The 18,417-nt window shown below is 60.4% G+C and carries 22 protein-coding genes; 9 read left to right on the top strand and 13 right to left on the bottom strand.

Going from position 1 to position 18,417, the window contains the following annotated elements:
- Position 1: 1 nt before the first annotated feature.
- Positions 2 to 262, bottom strand: a complete 261-nt coding sequence (locus tag ACZ51H_RS02950) for an exodeoxyribonuclease VII small subunit (protein ID WP_196224044.1) — start codon at positions 260 to 262, stop codon at positions 2 to 4.
- 170 nt (positions 263 to 432) lie between these two features.
- Between ACZ51H_RS02950 and ACZ51H_RS02945 the strand changes: the two genes are divergently transcribed.
- Positions 433 to 816 (top strand): hypothetical protein, encoded by a 384-nt coding sequence (locus tag ACZ51H_RS02945; protein ID WP_464802394.1) that lies wholly within the window; start codon positions 433 to 435, stop codon positions 814 to 816.
- 49 nt (positions 817 to 865) lie between these two features.
- Here the strand turns inward: ACZ51H_RS02945 and ACZ51H_RS02940 are convergent, their stop codons facing one another.
- Positions 866 to 1,309: a DUF805 domain-containing protein gene (locus ACZ51H_RS02940; RefSeq protein WP_464802393.1), complete on the bottom strand. Its 444-nt coding sequence runs from the start codon at positions 1,307 to 1,309 to the stop codon at positions 866 to 868.
- Positions 1,310 to 1,416: 107 nt separating this feature from the next.
- On the opposite strand from ACZ51H_RS02940, the gene purL reads away from it, so the two are divergent.
- Positions 1,417 to 3,594 (top strand): phosphoribosylformylglycinamidine synthase subunit PurL, encoded by a 2,178-nt coding sequence (purL, locus tag ACZ51H_RS02935; protein ID WP_464802392.1) that lies wholly within the window; start codon positions 1,417 to 1,419, stop codon positions 3,592 to 3,594.
- 38 nt (positions 3,595 to 3,632) lie between these two features.
- On the opposite strand, the gene ACZ51H_RS02930 is transcribed toward purL, so the two are convergent.
- Positions 3,633 to 4,400, bottom strand: a complete 768-nt coding sequence (locus ACZ51H_RS02930) for a methyltransferase domain-containing protein (protein ID WP_464802835.1) — start codon at positions 4,398 to 4,400, stop codon at positions 3,633 to 3,635.
- Between the two features lie 59 nt (positions 4,401 to 4,459).
- Here ACZ51H_RS02930 and ACZ51H_RS02925 point away from each other — a divergent pair, with 59 nt between their 5' ends.
- From ACZ51H_RS02925 to bfr, 3 genes are all read left to right on the top strand, one after another.
- Positions 4,460 to 5,704, top strand: a complete 1,245-nt coding sequence (locus ACZ51H_RS02925) for a DUF418 domain-containing protein (RefSeq protein WP_464802391.1) — start codon at positions 4,460 to 4,462, stop codon at positions 5,702 to 5,704.
- 55 nt (positions 5,705 to 5,759) lie between these two features.
- A complete protein-coding gene (locus ACZ51H_RS02920) occupies positions 5,760 to 5,930 on the top strand; it encodes a (2Fe-2S)-binding protein (protein ID WP_460987790.1) in 171 nt (56 codons plus the stop codon).
- Between the two features lie 158 nt (positions 5,931 to 6,088).
- Positions 6,089 to 6,568, top strand: a complete 480-nt coding sequence (gene bfr, locus ACZ51H_RS02915) for a bacterioferritin (protein ID WP_196224051.1) — start codon at positions 6,089 to 6,091, stop codon at positions 6,566 to 6,568.
- Between the two features lie 36 nt (positions 6,569 to 6,604).
- Here bfr and ACZ51H_RS02910 read toward each other — a convergent pair whose 3' ends face one another.
- A complete protein-coding gene (locus ACZ51H_RS02910) occupies positions 6,605 to 7,012 on the bottom strand; it encodes a (deoxy)nucleoside triphosphate pyrophosphohydrolase (RefSeq protein ID WP_449471791.1) in 408 nt (135 codons plus the stop codon).
- Between the two features lie 80 nt (positions 7,013 to 7,092).
- Between ACZ51H_RS02910 and ACZ51H_RS02905 the strand changes: the two genes are divergently transcribed.
- Positions 7,093 to 7,278 (top strand): Flp family type IVb pilin, encoded by a 186-nt coding sequence (locus ACZ51H_RS02905; RefSeq protein ID WP_464802390.1) that lies wholly within the window; start codon positions 7,093 to 7,095, stop codon positions 7,276 to 7,278.
- Positions 7,279 to 7,414: 136 nt separating this feature from the next.
- Positions 7,415 to 7,576: a Flp family type IVb pilin gene (locus tag ACZ51H_RS02900; RefSeq protein ID WP_464792423.1), complete on the top strand. Its 162-nt coding sequence runs from the start codon at positions 7,415 to 7,417 to the stop codon at positions 7,574 to 7,576.
- Between the two features lie 72 nt (positions 7,577 to 7,648).
- Here the strand turns inward: ACZ51H_RS02900 and ACZ51H_RS02895 are convergent, their stop codons facing one another.
- The 5 genes from ACZ51H_RS02895 to ACZ51H_RS02875 form a co-directional block, all read right to left on the bottom strand.
- Positions 7,649 to 8,179, bottom strand: coding sequence for a LysM peptidoglycan-binding domain-containing protein (locus tag ACZ51H_RS02895; RefSeq protein WP_464802389.1), 531 nt, complete (start codon positions 8,177 to 8,179; stop codon positions 7,649 to 7,651).
- Between the two features lie 210 nt (positions 8,180 to 8,389).
- Positions 8,390 to 9,334, bottom strand: a complete 945-nt coding sequence (locus ACZ51H_RS02890; protein WP_449471788.1) for an acetyl-CoA carboxylase carboxyltransferase subunit alpha — start codon at positions 9,332 to 9,334, stop codon at positions 8,390 to 8,392.
- An 11-nt stretch (positions 9,335 to 9,345) separates the two neighbouring features.
- Positions 9,346 to 10,263, bottom strand: coding sequence for a tyrosine recombinase (locus ACZ51H_RS02885; protein WP_464802388.1), 918 nt, complete (start codon positions 10,261 to 10,263; stop codon positions 9,346 to 9,348).
- 4 nt (positions 10,264 to 10,267) lie between these two features.
- Positions 10,268 to 12,079, bottom strand: a complete 1,812-nt coding sequence (locus ACZ51H_RS02880; RefSeq protein ID WP_464802387.1) for a hypothetical protein — start codon at positions 12,077 to 12,079, stop codon at positions 10,268 to 10,270.
- A 4-nt stretch (positions 12,080 to 12,083) separates the two neighbouring features.
- The gene (locus ACZ51H_RS02875) at positions 12,084 to 12,272 is read right to left on the bottom strand and encodes a hypothetical protein (RefSeq protein ID WP_464802386.1); all 189 of its coding nucleotides are present in this window, start codon (positions 12,270 to 12,272) and stop codon (positions 12,084 to 12,086) included.
- A gap of 82 nt (positions 12,273 to 12,354) precedes the next feature.
- Between ACZ51H_RS02875 and ACZ51H_RS02870 the strand changes: the two genes are divergently transcribed.
- Both ACZ51H_RS02870 and aroB read left to right on the top strand, forming a co-directional pair.
- Positions 12,355 to 12,903: a shikimate kinase gene (locus tag ACZ51H_RS02870; protein WP_464792426.1), complete on the top strand. Its 549-nt coding sequence runs from the start codon at positions 12,355 to 12,357 to the stop codon at positions 12,901 to 12,903.
- Positions 12,894 to 14,003, top strand: coding sequence for a 3-dehydroquinate synthase (gene aroB, locus ACZ51H_RS02865; RefSeq protein WP_464802385.1), 1,110 nt, complete (start codon positions 12,894 to 12,896; stop codon positions 14,001 to 14,003). Before ACZ51H_RS02870 ends, aroB begins: the two co-directional genes overlap by 10 nt.
- A 195-nt stretch (positions 14,004 to 14,198) precedes the next feature.
- On the opposite strand, the gene rpmE is transcribed toward aroB, so the two are convergent.
- The 4 genes from rpmE to bamA form a co-directional block, all read right to left on the bottom strand.
- Entirely contained in the window at positions 14,199 to 14,423 is a 225-nt protein-coding gene (gene rpmE, locus ACZ51H_RS02860; protein ID WP_066861944.1) for a 50S ribosomal protein L31, read from the bottom strand.
- Positions 14,424 to 14,529: 106 nt separating this feature from the next.
- A complete protein-coding gene (fabZ, locus tag ACZ51H_RS02855) occupies positions 14,530 to 15,012 on the bottom strand; it encodes a 3-hydroxyacyl-ACP dehydratase FabZ (RefSeq protein WP_464779853.1) in 483 nt (160 codons plus the stop codon).
- A gap of 8 nt (positions 15,013 to 15,020) precedes the next feature.
- A complete protein-coding gene (locus ACZ51H_RS02850) occupies positions 15,021 to 15,683 on the bottom strand; it encodes an OmpH/Skp family outer membrane protein (RefSeq protein ID WP_464802384.1) in 663 nt (220 codons plus the stop codon).
- Positions 15,683 to 18,361: an outer membrane protein assembly factor BamA gene (gene bamA / locus ACZ51H_RS02845; RefSeq protein ID WP_464802834.1), complete on the bottom strand. Its 2,679-nt coding sequence runs from the start codon at positions 18,359 to 18,361 to the stop codon at positions 15,683 to 15,685. Before bamA ends, ACZ51H_RS02850 begins: the two co-directional genes overlap by 1 nt.
- Between the last annotated feature and the right edge of the window lie 56 nt (positions 18,362 to 18,417).

The raw sequence follows: 18,417 nt of genomic DNA, 5'->3' as shown, positions 1-18,417 counted from the left end.
CTCAATCCGCGCCGAAAGGCTGGGCGCCCGTGACGGCGCCGCTGGGATCGATGGTCAATTTCTGGATGCGGGCCTCTGCCGCCTGCAAGCGTTCAAGGCAGCGCTTGCGCAGCTCTTCACCCTGCGCATAGAGCGAGATCGACTCGTCGAGCGGCACGTCACCGCTTTCCAGCCGACGAACGATCGACTCCAGCGCCCGCAGCGCATCCTCAAACGACAATTGGGACAAATCGCCCGGCTCTGTCTTGCTGTCTTCGGCCATGCCCCATGCATTGGCGAGCGCAGGTGGCCGGGTCAAGCCTGCACCACGCCGCAAGGCAGATTCCGGGCCTGCTTGTAATAAAAGCGTCATCCAAACTCGCACAAGACTGGAGGGATTTTGGCAGTTTTGCGTTGACGCTCGCGCCAGCAAGTGCACATAGAAGGACCGCTATGAAATATTATCTCCCCCTGATTTCCGCCGTTGCTCTCAGCATGCTCTCCGCTTGCAACAAAAATGATCAACCCGAAGTCGTCGGCGGCCCTGCCGATCCGATGGCTCAACAGCTCGCGAATGCCGCACCTGTCGAACTGCCGCCTTCGGTGAAGGTAAGCCGTCAGTATCGCTGCAAGGATAACAGTCTCATTTTCGTCGACTTCCTGAGCGACGACAAGACCGCGAACCTGCGCACTGAAAAGAACGGCGCGCCGACGAAGCTCGTCGCCCCCGAAGCTGGCAAGCCCTTCACGGCCGAAGGCGGCTATTCGGTCGAAGGCAGCGGCAAGCAGATCACCGCCACCCTTCCGGGCAAAAGCGGCCTTAGCTGCAAAGCCTGATCAACATTTCCATGTCTTTCACAGGCCGGGCTCAACAGCCCGGCCTTTTTCATTTCCCTATCCGGCCGACCAGTTCGGGTTCACCAACCTCGACGGGGTCAGGACCAAAGCGGTTGGGACCGCGCGTCCCGCTCATGATGAAAAAGACCAGTAGAACCAAGCTTCCGATCACCGGGAAGAAAATGATCAGCAGCCAGAAACCGCTTCGATCCGTGTCATGCAAACGCCGCACCGCCACGGCGAGCCAGGGGATCAGGATGGCCAGACCGAACAGGCCGGTGAGCGGCCCTCCCCGCGTGTGATAGCCGGTATCGAACCACCAGGGACCGCGCCGTACCCAATGTTCGGTGGTGCTCAGGCCCAGCAGCCCTTCGACAATGCCGATCGCGATGAAGCAAAGCAGAAGGAACAGGATGAACATCCAATATTCCTTTGGCCGCGCACGGCCGGAAAAACGGGCGTAGCGGCGCAGCGGCAATAACATCCATTCCATATGCCCCGTCCTCCGATCGGTGTTCCAACGCATATAAATAGCATGTTTTCCCAACTTGGGCTGGCCAAGGATTGTCTATCCGCCCCTCCCCGGCTAAAGGCGCGCTCATGTCGACCGCAGCCACTCAGATCACCCCGGAAATCGTCGCCGAACATGGCCTTTCGCCGGAAGAATATGACCGCGTTCTGAACGCCCTCGGCCGAGAGCCGAATCTGACGGAACTGGGCATCTTCTCGGTCATGTGGTCGGAGCATTGCTCCTACAAGTCGAGCCGCATCCACCTGAAGAAGCTGCCGACGGAAGGCCCGCAAGTCATTTGTGGCCCCGGTGAGAATGCGGGCGTCGTCGACATTGGCGACGGACAGGCGGCGATCTTCAAGATGGAGAGCCACAACCACCCGTCCTACATCGAACCCTATCAGGGCGCGGCGACGGGCGTAGGCGGTATCCTGCGCGACGTCTTCACAATGGGCGCGCGTCCAGTGGCGAACATGAACGCTCTGCGCTTTGGCCGCCCCGACCATCCAAAGATGAAGCATCTCATCAGCGGCGTGGTGCATGGCATCGGCGGCTACGGCAATTGCGTCGGCGTGCCGACCGTGGGCGGCGAAGTGAATTTCCACCCGGCCTATGACGGCAACATCCTGGTCAATGCGATGACCGTAGGTGTCGCGGACACGGACAAGATCTTCTATTCGGCCGCCAGCGGCATCGGCAACCCGATCGTCTATGTGGGATCGAAGACCGGCCGCGACGGCATTCACGGCGCGACCATGGCATCGGCGGACTTTGGCGACGACGCCGATGCCAAGCGCCCCACCGTGCAGGTCGGGGACCCCTTTACCGAAAAGCTGCTGATCGAAGCCTGCCTTGAACTCATGGCATCGGACGCGATCGTCGCGATTCAGGACATGGGCGCCGCGGGCCTCACCTCTTCCTCGGTCGAAATGGCGTCCAAGGGCGGCGTCGGCATTCAGCTTAACATGGACGACGTGCCGCAGCGGGAAACCGGCATGACGGCCTATGAAATGATGCTGTCGGAAAGCCAGGAGCGCATGCTCATGGTGCTCCAGCCGGGCAAAGAAGCTTTCGCCGAAGCCATTTTCCGGAAGTGGGAACTGGATTTCGCCGTGATCGGCCATGTAACCGACACGGGCCGCATGGTATTGGTGCACAAGGGCGAGACGGTGTGCGACATTCCGCTCGCGCCGCTGGCCGACGACGCGCCGCTCTACGATCGCCCGTCGATGCCGAAGGACGAATATAAGGCTTGGTCCGGCGTTGAGCCGCTGGGCGAGATCGCCGAAAGCGCGGACATCGGGGCTGATCTCGTCAAGCTGATGGGTTCCCCCGACATCGCCAGCCGCCGCTGGATCTGGGAGCAATATGACCACATGGTCGGCGCCGACACGGTGCAGCGCCCCGGCGGCGACGCGGCAGTGGTGCGCGTCCACGGCTCGCAAAAGGGCATCGCGATCAGCACCGATTGCACCCCGCGCTATTGCTATGCCGATCCCTATGAGGGCGGAAAGCAGGCGATCGCCGAATGCTATCGCAACATCTCGGCCGTCGGCGCGACACCGCTTGCCGTCACCAACTGCCTGAACTTCGCCAATCCACAGCGTCCGGAAATCATGGCTCAGCTCACCGGCTGTCTGGAAGGCATGGGTGACGCCTGCCGCGCGCTCGACTTCCCCATCGTGTCAGGTAACGTCTCCCTCTACAATGAATCGAAGGCGACCGGCGGCGGCTCGGCAATCCTGCCCACCCCCGCGATCGGAGGCATCGGCCTGCTGAAGGATGTCGATGTGATGGCGACCGTCGCTTTCAAGCAGGAGGGCGATGCTATCTGGCTGATCGGCGGCGAAGGCTCGCATCTCGGCCAGTCCATTTGGCTGCGGGAAATTCAGGGTCGCGAAGCTGGTGACGCGCCAAAGGTCGACCTGGCTGTCGAACGAACCAATGCCGAAGCTGTCCGCACGTTGATCGCCCAAGGCAAGGTCAATGCCGTCCATGATATTTCAGACGGCGGCCTGCTGGTTACCGTCGCCGAAATGGCGCTGGCAGGTGGAATGGGCGCGCAACTCGACATCGAATTGAACACCGCAGCGTCCTTTGGCGAAGATCAAGGCCGCTATGTCGTAACAACGGCGGCGGGTACGGAGATTGCCGGCGCAGTCAGGATCGGCACTGTCGGCGGCCACAATGTGGCGGGCGTGAATCTCGCCGACCTGCGCTCTGCGCACGAGGGTTTCTTCCCCAACCTGATGGACGCTGAACTGTAAGTGCCAACACACATGGCTCCTGCCCAGCGGGAGCCATGTCAGGCAGGCCGGGTCACCCGTCCGAACAATATCTGATAGTCGTCAGTACCGCCTCCGGCATCGAAGGCAGCCATCACCTTCTTCAATTCTTTCGGCGAAAGCGGTTTCCGGCCCTCGCTCGATACGACCGCGCCAATGCCTTTCAAATGAGAAATCAGGCCGCGTGCCTCGGTGCAGCTGAGCGGACAAGTTTCGTCAAAGGCGAAGGCATCCTCATATCGGCGCAGCATCGAGGACAGGTCATCAAGCGAAGGATAATCAGGCACGCCGGGAACGGCCCCGCAAGCATGATGAGCTGATCGCCAACGGCCAAAGCTCTCCTTCCCCATGGTAGAAAATATCAGGCTGCCGCCCGGCCTCAATAACGCCACCAGGCGAGCAATGGCATCTTCCAGATCATCGAACCATTGAAAGGCTAGGCTCGACAGGATGAGGTCGAACCACTCCCCCTCGAACGGCGGCGCTTCGCCATCCATGGCAAGAAAAGTCCCCGCGACGAACGCCCCTGCAGCCGTTCGAGCAAGCATTTCCGGCGAAATGTCGGTGACCAGCAGCTCCGCCCTCGGCCAACGCCGCTGAATATCGCGGGTCAGTAGGCCCGTTCCGCAGCCAATCTCCAGGATGCGCCCCACTCCGCTGGGCTTCTGCCACTGAGCAAGGTCGGCGACCAGCGCCGCCGCCGCGCGTTGCGGACCGGCATGATCTTCGTAATGGCCGACCGCCGCGCCGAACGCTTCGCTTATCCGTTGCTTGCGGCCGCTGTTCATGGCTAGTCGCATGACAGAGCCCCGCCGACTTTGCCAGCGTCTTTAAGGAACCTCGCCGCATGTCTCCTCCTTCATCCCGGATTGCCGCCGTGGACGTGCTGCGCGGGTGCGCCGTCATGGGCATATTGTGGATGAACATCAGCGCCTTTGCCCTGCCGCAGACGGCCTATTTCAATCCGACTGCTGTTGGCCCGCTGTCCGTCGGCGATAAACTGTTCTGGCTCGTCAGCTTCCTGTTTTTCGACGGAAAGATGCGCGCTCTTTTTTCGATGTTGTTCGGCGCGTCCATGCTGCTGCTGATCGATCGGGAGGAGATGGAGGGGCGTGACGGACAGCGGGCGCAAATCGTCCGGGCGGCGTGGCTGTTCGTCTTCGGCCTTGCCCACTATCTGCTGCTATGGGCGGGTGACATATTGATGAACTATGCCCTGATCGGGCTGATCGCGATGCTGTTCGTCCGCAAGGAACCATTAGCGCTCATCAAATGGGCCTTTTTCTTCTTCCTCGCGCATTTTCTGATCTGCGCGCTGTTCATGTTCAGCATCCACGGATGGGCAGACGCGGCCTTAGCGCCAGACGGAATCGCCAGCATCCGGGATAGCTTCGCGCAATATATCGGACCATTCACCAACCCCGATGACCCAGCCATCCGGCAGGAGATCGCCACCTATCGCGGCAGCTTCGCAACTATCCTCACGCATCATCTGTACATTTTCGTCCACGATTGGTGGTGGACCTTCTTCATGAGCGCATTTGATACCCTTGGCTTCATGCTCATGGGCATGGCGATGTTGAAGGGCGGCTTCCTGACCGGACGATGGGAAGCGGAGCAATATTGGCGCACTGCCCGCCATTGTTTCCTGGTCGGATTGCCACCCATGGCGGCGCTAGCAGGCTGGCTGCTCTGGCAAAACTTCCCTGTCGTTCCGTCCATAGGTGTGTCGCTTGCCTGGTCATTTCCTTTTCGCATCCCGCTTGCGGCGGGCTGGGCGGCACTGATTCTGTGGGTCTTCACGCGACATCGCCAGAGCCGCATGACGATGGCAGTCGCGCGCACGGGGCGCCTCGCTCTCAGCAACTATCTCGGCACCAGTCTCATCATGTGCGCTGTCTTCTATGGATGGGGGCTAGGGCTATTTTCGCATCTCAGGCCGTTGGAACTGCCGCTGGTGGTGCTGTGTGGATGGCTGTTCATGCTTGCTTGGTCCACAGCCTGGCTATCCCGATTCGCCGTAGGACCCCTGGAATGGCTGTGGCGAAGCTTGGCTCGCGGTAAGGCGCAAAAGATTCGCAACAGCATCTAATATTCTATTGCGACCCATTATCATTTGAGATATTTCCCGAGTCAGGGAGAGCCTCATGGTCGTCTGTGTCTGCAATGCCATTCGCGAAAAGGATCTGAAGGAAGCCGTGCGGAGCGGCGCCGATACCCCTTGCAGCGCCTATGCTCACCTCGGCCGTCGGCCCAAATGCGGCCAATGCGTACCTTTCGCCCGCACGCTGATAGCTGCCGAACGCGCTACCGCCTGATTTGATTGCGTGACATCCGCAGCGGGCGTCTCTCTTTTGCCGCGAACTCGACGCAATAGCTGCTTGCAAAATCCCCCTTTTCTGCGGCTTTCCGGTTAACAAAGCCCCGCGATGGCCCTATAGTTACGGCTTCATTCCAATAGCCCGAGGACAGCGCCATGAAGGGTGACTCAAAAGTCATCGACTATCTCAACGAGGTCCTCAAGAACGAGCTGACCGCGATCAATCAATATTTCCTGCATTACCGTATGCTCGATCATTGGGGCATCGAGAAGCTCGCCAAATTCGAATATGAAGAGTCGATCGATGAGATGAAGCATGCCGACAAGGTGGCGGAACGCATCCTCTTCCTCGACGGCTTGCCCAATTTCCAGCTGCTTGGCCGCCTGAAAATCGGCGAAACGGTCGAAGAAGTGCTGAAGGCCGATCTTGAGCTGGAATATGAAGCACTTCCCGTTCTTAAGGACGCCATCGCCCATTGCGAGACAGTGCGCGATTATGTCAGCCGCGACCTGTTCCAATCGATCCTCGAAAGCGAGGAAGAGCATGTCGATACGCTGGAAACCCAGTTCGAAATGATCGAACGCATGGGCATTCAGAACTACATTCAGCTGCAGAGCAAAGCCAGGGAAGAGTGATTCGGCGGGCGGGCCATGCCGTTAGCCCGCCCTATTTCAGATCAGCGAATCGAGCAGACCAATCAACGGCAAGTCTGCCGGTGGCATATCCAGTGCATACATCTGGTTGGGCCTGACCCATTTAAGTTCCGTGGCATGCCGTGCCTCGGGCAAGCCTTCCCACTTTCGACAAACATAGAGCAGAAGCAACAAGTGCCGATCTCCTAGCGCTTCACTGGCGAAAGCTGCGGGCGCAAGGCAACTTGTGTGCGTGCGGATGCCGAGTTCTTCTTCTAACTCTCGGACAAGTGCAGCCTCCGGGGTTTCGCTTTCCTCCAACTTGCCCCCAGGAAATTCCCACAGCCCCGCCATCGCCTTACCAGGCGGGCGTTGCTGAAGCAGCACCCGGCCATCGGCATCGACAAGTGCTGCAGCCACTACCAACAGGGGATGAATTGTCGTCATATTCGTCCAGCAAAGGGGTTTGTTAACTCTGGCTCTTTTACAAGGCTAAACGGGACTGTCTGCAATAAACGGGTGATGCAATGCGCGGGTTGATCAAACGCTTATCCCGATCGGGGTTGTTGCAGTGTCAACGGGGAGCAACCGCAGTCGAATATGGGCTGATCTTGGCCTTGGTCTGCCTGGCTGCACTAGCGGCGATATCGAACGTAGCAACCAAGACTACAGGCATGTGGAACAACGTCGCCACACAGGTTCTCGCGCATTAACCATCAATATCTGACACTTCCTTCGCGCCATTAAATCTTTGTCAACCTAACTCCCATAAACCGTCCATAGCTGACCTATTTCAAGCGGGGCGGCCGGGTAGTTAAACGGGATTTTTTCTAGTCAAGGAGACTTCACATGAAGTTCGTTCGCAAGATGCTGAAGAATGAAAAGGGTGCAACCGCCATCGAGTATGGCCTGATCGCAGCCCTAATCGCTGTTGCCGCCATCGGCGCGATGAGCAGCCTGGGTGGCAAGCTGGGCAACACCTTTAACAAAGTTTCGAACAACATGAACTGATTTCGAAACGATTTCGAAAAGGCGGCAGGAGCAATCCCGCCGCCTTTTTTTGTTTTGCACCCTCCCCGACGGCTATGTAATAATCTTTACTCGCTGGCCGGGTTTTAAGACGCTTTGGACGATCAAAGCGTTGAGCGTCAGAAGCGCTCCAGTTGATGTCGGTATAGCCATACGTCGGCTAATCGATTGCACCGTATCACCAGCCTTGACGATCACCACGCTGATGCGACGCGGCTTTATAGCTGCGGCTTCCTGTGAGGTAATTCGCGTGACGGATTGCACCATGGAAGCAAATGACCCCTGCCCCCGCCCCGCAGGAGTCAGCAGCAGAAAATGATAGGCTTTCCCGCCACCCAAATCATAGGCGAATACCGTCGCATCAACCTGGCTGGAACTGGCGCTTGCCCTGATGGTTCGCCCGACAGCCGCCATTCCATTGATCGTCGTTCGACGCACCTCGCCTGCTGGTATGGCTGTTGCCACCACCGAGCTTTGCGAAAGCCGAATCAATATAGTTGGGGAGATCGCACGAATAGGCGCCCCCATCAAACTGGGCTTGCCCACCCGCGCCGGAAATCGAAACTGCATCGTCGCTGTTTCCATACCGAATCCGGATGGCGCAGTGAAGGCTAGACGCAAGTCGTGATGGCGGAAGCGGCTTCCCTCGATGACCCCTGGCGTGGATCACCGCCGTAAAGAACGGCTGCGGCTCATCAACGCTAAACCCCTCCTCACGGCTCCTCCAGACACGCTCAACCTATTACCGGGACGAAACGACGTTCCGAATGCATGTTCCCAGAGAGCAGCCTTAGATCAAGCGCCGATGGCGAGGAACTTGTCGGCTCGGTCAGTACGAAGATCCTGCGGGCTCAATCCGGCAAGGGAATCCAACTCTTCGCCAATGGCGGCGCCCAGGCTGGCGATCGCCTGCACCGGCTCCCGATGCGCGCCTCCAATAGGTTCTGCAATGATCCGGTCGATGACGCCCAAATCCTTAAGATGCTGGGCGGTGACCTGCATGGCAGTGGCGGCATCGCTCGCCTTGTTGGCGGTGCGCCACAGGATCGATGCGCAGCCTTCGGGCGATATGACCGAATAGACCGCATGTTCGAACATCAACACCCGGTTCGCCGCGGCCAACGCCACCGCGCCGCCGGAGCCACCCTCACCCACTACCGCAGCAATCATGGGCACACCTAGAGCCAAACACTGTTCGGTCGAGCGGGCAATCGCCTCAGCCTGACCTCGCTCTTCCGCCTGTACGCCCGGGAACGCCCCCGATGTGTCCACCAATGTGACGACCGGCAGCCCAAAACGGTCAGCCAATTGCATCAGGCGGATCGCCTTGCGATAGCCTTCAGGCTTCGCCATCCCGAAATTGTGCCGAACGCGGCTGGCAGTGTCGTCACCCTTTTCATGACCGATCACCATGACGCGGCGGTCACCCAGCATCGCTAGACCGCCAATGATCGCCTGATCATCTGAAAACGCGCGGTCACCGGCAAGGGGCATGAAATTGTCGAACATGCCCGCGACATAATCCTTGAAATGCGGGCGATCGGGATGACGGGCGACCTGAGTCTTCTGCCAAGGCGTTAGCTTGGCATATGTATCCACAAGCACCTTGGTCGCGCGCTGTTCAAGCTTGTCGATCTCGTCTCCGATATCGATGTCGCCGGCGCTGGCCGTAGCGCGCAATTCGATGACACGCGCCTCTAGCTCGGCGATAGGTTTTTCAAATTCCAGAAAGCTAACCATGGCCGACGGCGTTAGGGGGCAGACGCTTCTTCGTCAACGAAACGATGGCGCATTGTCGCCAGTGGATGACGGCTGTTGACCAGTTCGACCAATCGGCGGCTATCGACATGGGTGTAGATTTGCGTCGTGCCGATATCGGCATGGCCAAGCATCGACTGCAACGCGCGCAGGTCCGCCCCCCCTTCCAATAGGTGCGTGGCGAAGGCATGGCGCAGCACGTGGGGACTGACCCGCTGCGGAGCGATACCGGCGGCGGCGGCCAGTTGCTTCACCAACTGATAGAGCCGAATGCGGCTAAGATAAGTTTTCCCCGACGGAAACAGCCAGGGACTCTCAGCAGAGACATGCGGCAACCACTTGGAAACGGCGGCCCGCGCCCGATCCGATATCGGCACCAGTCGCTCGCGCGCGCCCTTGCCCTTCAAAATCAGGAACGGCCGATCCGCTGCCAGCGCGCGACGGGGCAAGGACACCAGTTCGGTAGCCCGTAAACCGGAACCATATAACAACTCGATCAGGGCGGACAGACGAAGATCCAACGCGCTGGGATGCTCGACCGCCAGTTTCTGTTCGATCAACGCAAAGAGTGATTCGACTTCCTGCGCGGACAATATCTTCGGCAGGGACCTGCGCGTCGCGGGGCGTGGTAGCGCCGTGGAAGGATTGTCGGCCCGCAGCCCCTCTTCTTCCAGAAAGCCGTAAAATGCGCGCAGTGCCGAGACTTTGCGCGCAACGGACGAAGCCGCCAGCTCTGCCCAGGCTGTGGCCAACCCCCCTACGGTTTCCTTTGTCGCGATCGAGAGGCCACCCAAAATCGCCGCTGCGCCTTCCAGGTCGGCGCGGTAGGCCAGCAGGGTGTTGCGCGACGCCCCCCGTTCAGCCGCCATCATCTCCAGAAAACGACCGATCAGCGCGCCATCTTCTCCCATGGGATTAAATCCGCGTAATCGCCTCCGCCGCGATCATCCGCGCTTCGGGATCAAGCCCGACCTGATGCAGAGCAGCGACGATATGATAGAGATGGGCGGGCGGCAGACGATTCCACTCTGCCGTTTGCATGCCCACTGCCGCGAGCAGGGCGACGGTGGCTTTCTCCCCCCTCGCCGCCGCCTGATGGATCGCCCTCGCCCACCGGCTGTTCACCGCCAGGTTGAGCCCCTTATCTTTTGCCAATGAAGCGCTTGCTTGCGAATTGATGCGAGCAAGGCCCGCCAGCGCAGCAATCAGCATCTGGCCTTTTTCCGCGCCAGCTTCGTCCGCGAAGGAAGAAATCCGGCCTTCGCTGATATCGACAACTGAACTGGGCGCGCCGACCGCCAGCAACGCCCAAAGGTCGCCAGCGCCATCCCCCTCCGCCTGACGAGCCACCCCGCTCCAGCGCGCCGCGCTGCGATCATAACCTGCGGTCAGCATGGCCGCGATCAGGTTGGCGGCCTCTCGCGCATCGATGTTGGCGACTGGCAAAGCGGCAGCGGCTTTGGCCGTGGCGATCAGGCCGACATAATCGGGCCTGCCATTGTCCCGCCAAAGCATCTGCATCGCCTGGACCCGCTCTTTGGGCGATCCACCGCGATAGGCGGTGCGCAGCGCGTCGATCCGGTCGGCAATTTCGGGCGACGCATCGCCGTCAGCGCCAAGCTGGCTGTAAAATCCTACCAAAGCCTGGCTTGAAAACACGCCAAGCCGAGCCGCCGCCTCGCTGCCTGGCAGGCGACGAACCGCGCTAAGCGCAGGCGCGCGCGCTTCCCACGCGCGGACGTGGCGCCCGGCGGTGGCATATAGCGGTTCGGGAATTTCCACATTGAGCGCGGTTGCCAGGCCAAAGCGCCATGCCGTCAGCCCGTCGACCCCATCCCATTCGATCTTCACCGATCGCCGCGCGTCAAAGCCGGTGCCCACGACTTTTTCCGCAAGCCGGTAATCTATGCCGCGCACCACGCCGCGCCGCTGGGCCTGATTGAGCGCTGCGCTCGCCGACCCCTGATCGCCCGACAATGCCGGGCAGATCGCCCGCGTCATGTCCCACCCCGGCTCCTTGCTGTAACGCAGCGCGCCAGCCGACAGAGGGCACAGGCCAGCCGGATCCGCCGTGGCCAGATAAGTCTGCATCGCCACCGCATAGAGGCGTGGCGTGAACTTGTCCGAATCGACGCTCTGCACCAGCAGCCGCGCGCTATCAGCCTCACCCATGCGCAGCAGCAACCAGGCCCGCTCCGCAACCCAGTCAGCGCCGTCGATATCACGAGGCGTGTCGGTTGCCGAAAGTAGCGCGCGCCGCAGCAGAATAGAGGCCCAACGCGACGTGATCGGCGCCCGTGTTTCCTTCATCAGCGTGGCGAGAAATTGCCCGGACTGCACGCCGAAGGCATCAGGCGCCATGCCACGCCGTTCCGGCGTCAGCGGCCCAATTCGATCCAGCGACCGATGCGCGCCTTCAGGAAGGTCATATTTCTGCTTTTGCGCCGCCAGCTCTTCTTCTGACAGCGCTTCCTCTGGACCATTTCCCACCGCATTGTCGGCAGGAGCCATAGCGCTGCCGGACGGCAAGGGCTGAATCATCGGCACGGAAGCAGCAGGACTTGCCGGACGCGGCGTTTGCAATCCGGAGGCTGGCGGCGTCTCGGGCGCCTCTCCAAAGCCGGGGGGCAGGAGCGATTCAGGCGACTCCTGCGCAATCACCGGCAGCGTGAGAGCGAGCGCAAGCGTTCCAAGCGCCCATTTCGCATTCAACCGGCCTTGACGCATGCCTTTATTTGCCCAGCTTTTCGGCGGGAATGGCCTTTTCCACTCGCTGCTGCGGCCGTTCTCCGCCGCGCGACCAGAGCAGCGCGACCAGACCGATCACCAGGACGATCAGGACGATGGGAATGATGGGCAAGCGCGTGCCGCGACGACGCGAACCGCTCTCGAAGGTGTTGAAGGAACGATTGCTTCTCATGAATCCTTGTGCGGCCGAGCCGTGAAGTTGAGGAAAGTTGCGATTTGCCTCTGCGACGGGGGGATGTATAGCCCCCTCCGCAATGCAGCGAAACAGCAAATCCGTGCCTCCGCAGTCAAAGCGCGGTTCCATCGTCCTGATCGGGATGATGGGCGTCGGCAAATCGACGGTGGGGCGCCGGTTGGCGGCGCGGCTTGGCCTTACCTTCGTGGATGCGGACGAAGAGATCGAAAAGGCCGCTGGCATGACGATTTCGGAAATGTTCGAACGTTATGGCGAAGGATATTTTCGCGATGGCGAACGCCGGGTGATCGCCCGGCTGCTGGACGACGAGCCAAAGGTGATCGCAACAGGCGGCGGCGCGTTCATGCAGGAAGAGACACGCGCGCTTATCCTCGATCAGGGGACTGCGATATGGCTCGACGCCGACATCGACACTTTGGTCGATCGGGTGTCGCGGCGGGAAGGACGTCCGCTCTTGAAGGGCAAGGATCCTCGCGTCGTGCTGACCGAACTGGCGGCGGTGCGCAATCCTGTCTACGCGCTCGCGCCCATTCATGTGAAGAGCATCGCCGCCCCGCACGAAGTGGCGGTCGAGCGCATCCTGGAGAAACTGGCCGCATGGCAATAGTTCGCGTCGCGCTGGATGCGCGCAGTTACGATATCGTGATCGAACAAGGCGCGCTGGACCGGGCGGTCGATCATCTTGCGCCCTATGCCCGCGGCGGCCGACTGATCGTCGTGACGGACGCCAATGTCGCAAAGGCGCAACTGCCCCGGCTCGAAACCAGCCTGCGCGGCGCCGGTATCGCCGTCGAACCTATCATCCTGCCCGCAGGCGAGCAGACGAAAAGCTGGCGACATCTTGAGCAATTGCTCGACCAATTGCTGGCCATGGAAGTGGAACGTGGCGATCATGTCGTGGCGCTTGGCGGCGGGGTGATCGGTGATCTCGTCGGGTTCGCCGCGTCCATCCTGAAGCGCGGCTGCCACTTCATCCAGGTGCCAACGACGCTGCTCGCCCAGGTGGATAGCTCCGTGGGCGGCAAAACCGCGATCAACGCGAGCGCGGGGAAGAACCTGATTGGCAGCTTCTATCAACCCAGCCTTGTCCTCATCGACCCATCGACGCTCGACAGCCTGCCCGCGCGCGAGACCCGCGCGGGCTATGCCGAGGTTGTGAAATATGGGCTGATAGACGACCCGGATTTCTTCGCATGGTGTGAAGCCGAAGGGCAGAAACTAGTCGCGGGCGATCGCGACGCACGCGAATTCGCAATCGAACGAAGCGTTCGAGCGAAGGCCGCTATCGTGGCGGATGACGAACGAGAGACATCCGGTCGCCGCGCACTGCTGAACCTTGGCCATACTTTTGGGCATGCGCTGGAGGCGGATACGGGCTTTTCCGATCTGCTGCTGCATGGTGAAGGCGTGGCGGCGGGCATGGCGCTCGCTTTCCGCTATTCTGTGCGGCTGGGTATATGCACGATGGAGGATGCGGATCGGGTGACGGCACATCTGAAGTCCGTTGGCCTGCCGCATGATCTTGCTAGCGCCCATGTTAAGGCCGATGGCGCCGCTTTGGTCGCCCACATGCTGCATGACAAGAAGATGGCGGCGGGAACGCTCCCCTTCCTGCTGGCGCGGGGGATTGGAAAGACATTCCTGTCAAAGGATGTGGCGCTGGATGATGTGGCCGTGTTCCTCGACGAGGACCGGGCGGCAGCCTGAGGCTAACTGCTCCCCTCCCGCAAGCGGGAGGGGCCGGGGGGTGGGCTAGCGCAGGGTAGCTTCTTTTAAGGCGAACCCAAAAGCTCGCTCCGTTCGCACCTTCCCCTAACCCCTAGCGGACGTCTCGGAATACCGCCGCACAACAAAAAGGGCGCCCATGAGGCGCCCTTCCCATTCGTTCCAAGAAGGAACCGATTATTTCTTCAGCGTCAGACCGCCAAAGCGCTTGTTGAAGCGCGCCACCTGGCCGCCGGTGTCCAGCTGGCGGTTGCCGCCCGTCCAAGCCGGGTGAGACTTGGGGTCGATGTCGAGCGCCAGCGTGTCGCCTTCCTTGCCCCAAGTCGAACGGGTCTGGAAGGTGGTGCCGTCGGTCATCTGAACGGTGATCAGGTGGTAATCGGGGTGGGTATTGGCCTTCATGAGTCTGCTCCGTCAATGGGCCGGTTTCCGACCGGCCATGGATGCGAATTCTTGCGAAGGCGCGCGGTTACATGGGATCACGCGCGAACGCAACCCCTCCCGGCCTTCAGTCCTCCGGCGGATCGGCGATCATCGCGACGAAGTTCGCCTCGGCGCACAGCTTGCCATCGACCGTAGCCTTGCCCACGAACTTGCAGACGCGGCCACGAATCTGAAGCAATTCGACATGAAGGTCCAGCAGGCAACCCGGCTCCACCGGATTGCGGAACTTCGCCCCGTCGATGCTCATGAAATAAACGAGCTTGCCCGATCCTCGCAGATCGAGCGTTTCAACCGTCAGCACGCCCGCAGCCTGCGCCATCGCCTCGACGATCAACACGCCCGGCATGATTGGTCGGCCAGGGAAATGCCCCTGGAAGAATGATTCGTTGATCGACACGGCTTTGACCGCGTGAATCCTCTCTCGCACCACGAGAGAGGCCACGCGGTCGACGAGCAGCATCGGATAGCGGTGCGGCAGCGCCGCCATGATGCCACGAATATCGATGGCACCCACGGCGGCGGTGGCCGCTTCAACTTCCCCCGTCATCGCTGCGATCAGCGTGAGGTCGGCTGCTGCGACGGGTTGGCGGGAGCCGCGGCGGCAGGCGTCGGCGCCTGACCACGAGCGCCGCCGGGTTGCCAACCAGCGGGCGGCACGATGCCGACGCTCGGCACCAGCGCGTTGAGTTCGGTCACGACCTGTTGCGTGATGTCGACGGTCGGCTGGTAGGACACGGTGGCGTCGGGCGCCAGGATCAGGTCGACCTTCGCCTTCGTCATCGCCGACTTGAGCGCGTCCGACAGCTTTGCCGAAATCTGCTCTTCGACATAGGCGTTGGCGAGCGCGATCGGCTGGCCCAGGCGCTGCAACTCGGCCTGACCGCTCTGCCCGGCCTTCTGATAGGCTTCATACTGGGTCTGGATCGCAGGCGTGGGCTTGTTGCCCGCAGCCTTCATCGCCGCTTCAAGTGCGGTGCCCTTGGCCTTCAGGTCAGCGTCGATCGCATTCTTGCGAGCGGTGAAGCTGTCGATCTGCGCCTTGTAGGTCGTCTGAATCTGTGAGCGAGCCGTGGTGTAGGCCGAGCTGGTCGCTACCGCACGCTGCAGGTCTGCAACAGCGATCCCAACCTTCGACTGGGCTGCGGCAGGCACGCTGGTCAGCGCGATGGCAGTCATGGGCGCAAGAGCAAGCGCCGCGGCCTTGAGCATCTTATTCATTAGAATTGAGTCCCTACGTTAAAGCTGATGAGCTGAGTGTCGTCCCCTGGTTCCTTGAGCAGGGCCTTGGCAATGTCGATGCGGAACGGCCCAAACGGCGAATTCCAGTTGACGCCAAAGCCCACGGAAACACGCGGCTTGAGCGTGTCGCCGAGATAAACTTCTTCAAATCCGGTGCCATCGACATAGGCAGCGGCAAATCCTGTCGGCGCTGGGTCGCATTTCCCGAGCGATGGAGCGCGAACGGTACTCGCTGTCCCAGTTGTGCCTGTGTTGGGGGTTACCTGACAATAGCCAGCAAACGGAGCTGTGACCGGGTCACGCAGCCCCCCGACGGCACCCGCGTCCACGAACACAGAGGGGCGCAATCCCATTTCACGAGCACCAGATCCCAGCGGAATTTCCACCTCCGCCCTAGCGAGATAGTAAATCCTTCCACCCAGCGCGTCGTCTCTAACGTTATTGTTGCTGGGATCGCGATCGAAGATCTGATTGCCATTCGCATCTCGGACTGGATTTCCATTCGCGTCGGTCTGCCCCCGCAGATAGAATCGCTTCACGCGAGGACCAATGCCACGGATATCAAAACCACGAATTTGCGGATTTCCGAGGAAGAACCGATCCGTCAAACGAACCGGGTCAACCAAAGCTCCGCTAGCATCCCGACGATCACCTTCGAGCGAGTGGATATAGCCCCCTTCCGCCGAGAGCGAGAAAATGAAGCCACCACCCAACGGCCAGAATTTAGAACCGTTAAGTCTGGTGCGGATATACCTCACGCTTCCACCAAGCCCCGCAAAATCCTGATTCAGCACAAGGTTATTTCCTCGCGTGGGTCGGATGCGGTTGTCTCGATTATCAAAGATCAGCGAGTAGCCGAGCGACGATGTTGTCCGCTTGCCGATCGCGTCGCACAGGTAACGACCAGCCAAAATCGGATCACACACGCCATTGGTGTAATAGGTGGCCTTGTCCAGACTCACATCATCCAGATTAAGGCTGTAGCGCAGCGCCAGCGACATATATTCGGTGATCGGCACGCCCGCGCGAATTTGGAAGCCCGTCGTCGTCTGCTTATATGTCGTATCGCGATCATTTCCGTTACCCGTGTATCGGAAGCTGTTCAGATCACGCCGATAGATGTCCCCACCCAGCGCGATATTTTTGTCCATGAAATAGGGCTCGGTGAAGCCCACTTCGACCGACTTCGAATAGCTGGAATAATTGACGCTGGTACGCAATTCCTGACCCTTGCCACGGAAATTGCGCTGCGTGATCGATGCCGAGACGATGAAGCGCTCAAGCGAGGAGAAGCCCGCCGATAGCGACAGTTCGCCCGTCGATTTTTCCTGGACGTTGGTTTCCAGAACGATGCGATCAGGCGCCGAGCCGGGCTTCTGTTCGATGTCCAGCTTTTCCTGGAAGAAGCCGAGCGAGTTGATGCGGTCCTTCGAACGCTTGACGAGGAAGCTGTTGAACGCGTCACCTTCCGCCAGACGGAATTCGCGGCGGACCACCTTGTCCTGGGTCAGCGTGTTGCCGTTGATGTCCACCCGCTCGACATAGACGCGCGGCGCATTGGCGATGCGGAAATTAATCCCCATCGTCAGGCTGTCCTTGTCGCGGTTGAAATCCGGCTGAACGTCGGCGAAGGCATAGCCGAACAGGCCCGCCGTCTCGCTCAGCGTGTCGACAGTATCCTCGACCTGCTTGGCGTTGTACCAATCGCCCTTTTCCATCGGCAGCGTCTTGGTAAGCGACGCACTCGACAGGTCGCGAATGTCGGATTCTACCTTCACGTCGCCGAACTTATAGCGCTTCCCTTCCTCAACCACATAAGTGATGATGAAGTCCTGCTTGTCCGGCGTCAGTTCCGCCACGGCTGAGATCACGCGGAAATCGGCATAGCCTTCGGTCAGATAATATTGACGCAGCTTCTGCTGATCATAGGCGAGGCGATCGGGATCGTAGCTGGTGCCCGAGGAGAAGACGCGGAACCAGCGCGACTGTTTCGTCACCATCTGGCTACGCAGGTCGCCGTCGCTGAACTTCTCGTTCCCGATGATGTTGATCTGGCGGACCTTGGACTTAGGCCCTTCGGAAATCTCGAAGACAATGTCGACGCGGTTCTGGTCGAGCTGCACCATCTTGGGCTCGACCGTCGCGGCAAAGCGGCCCTGACGACGATAGAGTTCGATGATGCGGGCGACGTCGGCGCGAACCTTCGACCGGGTGTAGATCTGGCGAGGTGCGAGCTTGATCTCAGGACGGATCTTGTCTTCTTTCAGCCGCTTGTTGCCTTCCAGCACGATGCGGTTGATGACCGGATTTTCCTTCACCTCCAGCGTCAGCGCACCATTGTCGTTGCGGATCTGGACGTCGGCGAACAGCTCGGTTTCATACAGGTCGCGCAGCGCCTGATCGAGCGACTCCTGCGTAAAGGGCTGGCCTATGCGCAGCTTGGTGTAAGACAGCACCGTATCGGGTTCGAGACGCTGCTGGCCCACCACGCTGATGCTACGGATGGTTCCCGCAGCCGGTGCGACGGCGGGGACAGGCGCGGGCGCGGCGGGTTGCGGCGCGTCCTGCGCCAGCACGGGAACCGCGGACAAACCGCCGATCATCGTCGTTGCCAGAAGGGCCGCGACAACCGGGCGCTGTCTCTTGCTGCTCATCATCGCTGTCACCCGCTCTACCCTTTTACAAAAAAGCATATGTTCGTTCACGCCGGGAA

The sequence above is a fragment of the Sphingobium sp. TomMM15 genome (assembly GCF_055397045.1).
Note: the sequence above shows the minus strand (reverse complement) of the source record. Positions and strands in the feature narration are given on the sequence as shown.

Bases quoted from the DNA above. Each gene is read 5' to 3' on its own strand.
- ACZ51H_RS02870 (WP_464792426.1), top strand. From the start codon at position 12,355: ATGCAGCGAAACAGCAAATCCGTGCCTCCGCAGTCAAAGCGCGGTTCC.
- ACZ51H_RS02925 (WP_464802391.1), top strand. From the start codon at position 4,460: ATGTCTCCTCCTTCATCCCGGATTGCCGCCGTGGACGTGCTGCGCGGG.
- ACZ51H_RS02895 (WP_464802389.1), bottom strand. From the start codon at position 8,179: ATGGAAACAGCGACGATGCAGTTTCGATTTCCGGCGCGGGTGGGCAAG.
- ACZ51H_RS02945 (WP_464802394.1), top strand. From the start codon at position 433: ATGAAATATTATCTCCCCCTGATTTCCGCCGTTGCTCTCAGCATGCTC.
- bfr (WP_196224051.1), top strand. From the start codon at position 6,089: ATGAAGGGTGACTCAAAAGTCATCGACTATCTCAACGAGGTCCTCAAG.
- ACZ51H_RS02875 (WP_464802386.1), bottom strand. From the start codon at position 12,272: ATGAGAAGCAATCGTTCCTTCAACACCTTCGAGAGCGGTTCGCGTCGT.
- rpmE (WP_066861944.1), bottom strand. From the start codon at position 14,423: ATGAAGGCCAATACCCACCCCGATTACCACCTGATCACCGTTCAGATG.
- ACZ51H_RS02940 (WP_464802393.1), bottom strand. From the start codon at position 1,309: ATGGAATGGATGTTATTGCCGCTGCGCCGCTACGCCCGTTTTTCCGGC.
- ACZ51H_RS02885 (WP_464802388.1), bottom strand. From the start codon at position 10,263: ATGGGAGAAGATGGCGCGCTGATCGGTCGTTTTCTGGAGATGATGGCG.
- fabZ (WP_464779853.1), bottom strand. From the start codon at position 15,012: ATGACGGGGGAAGTTGAAGCGGCCACCGCCGCCGTGGGTGCCATCGAT.
- ACZ51H_RS02930 (WP_464802835.1), bottom strand. From the start codon at position 4,400: ATGAACAGCGGCCGCAAGCAACGGATAAGCGAAGCGTTCGGCGCGGCG.
- ACZ51H_RS02900 (WP_464792423.1), top strand. From the start codon at position 7,415: ATGAAGTTCGTTCGCAAGATGCTGAAGAATGAAAAGGGTGCAACCGCC.
- aroB (WP_464802385.1), top strand. From the start codon at position 12,894: ATGGCAATAGTTCGCGTCGCGCTGGATGCGCGCAGTTACGATATCGTG.
- ACZ51H_RS02890 (WP_449471788.1), bottom strand. From the start codon at position 9,334: ATGGTTAGCTTTCTGGAATTTGAAAAACCTATCGCCGAGCTAGAGGCG.
- bamA (WP_464802834.1), bottom strand. From the start codon at position 18,361: ATGATGAGCAGCAAGAGACAGCGCCCGGTTGTCGCGGCCCTTCTGGCA.
- ACZ51H_RS02850 (WP_464802384.1), bottom strand. From the start codon at position 15,683: ATGAATAAGATGCTCAAGGCCGCGGCGCTTGCTCTTGCGCCCATGACT.
- ACZ51H_RS02920 (WP_460987790.1), top strand. From the start codon at position 5,760: ATGGTCGTCTGTGTCTGCAATGCCATTCGCGAAAAGGATCTGAAGGAA.
- ACZ51H_RS02950 (WP_196224044.1), bottom strand. From the start codon at position 262: ATGGCCGAAGACAGCAAGACAGAGCCGGGCGATTTGTCCCAATTGTCG.
- ACZ51H_RS02905 (WP_464802390.1), top strand. From the start codon at position 7,093: ATGCGCGGGTTGATCAAACGCTTATCCCGATCGGGGTTGTTGCAGTGT.
- purL (WP_464802392.1), top strand. From the start codon at position 1,417: ATGTCGACCGCAGCCACTCAGATCACCCCGGAAATCGTCGCCGAACAT.
- ACZ51H_RS02880 (WP_464802387.1), bottom strand. From the start codon at position 12,079: ATGCGTCAAGGCCGGTTGAATGCGAAATGGGCGCTTGGAACGCTTGCG.
- ACZ51H_RS02910 (WP_449471791.1), bottom strand. From the start codon at position 7,012: ATGACGACAATTCATCCCCTGTTGGTAGTGGCTGCAGCACTTGTCGAT.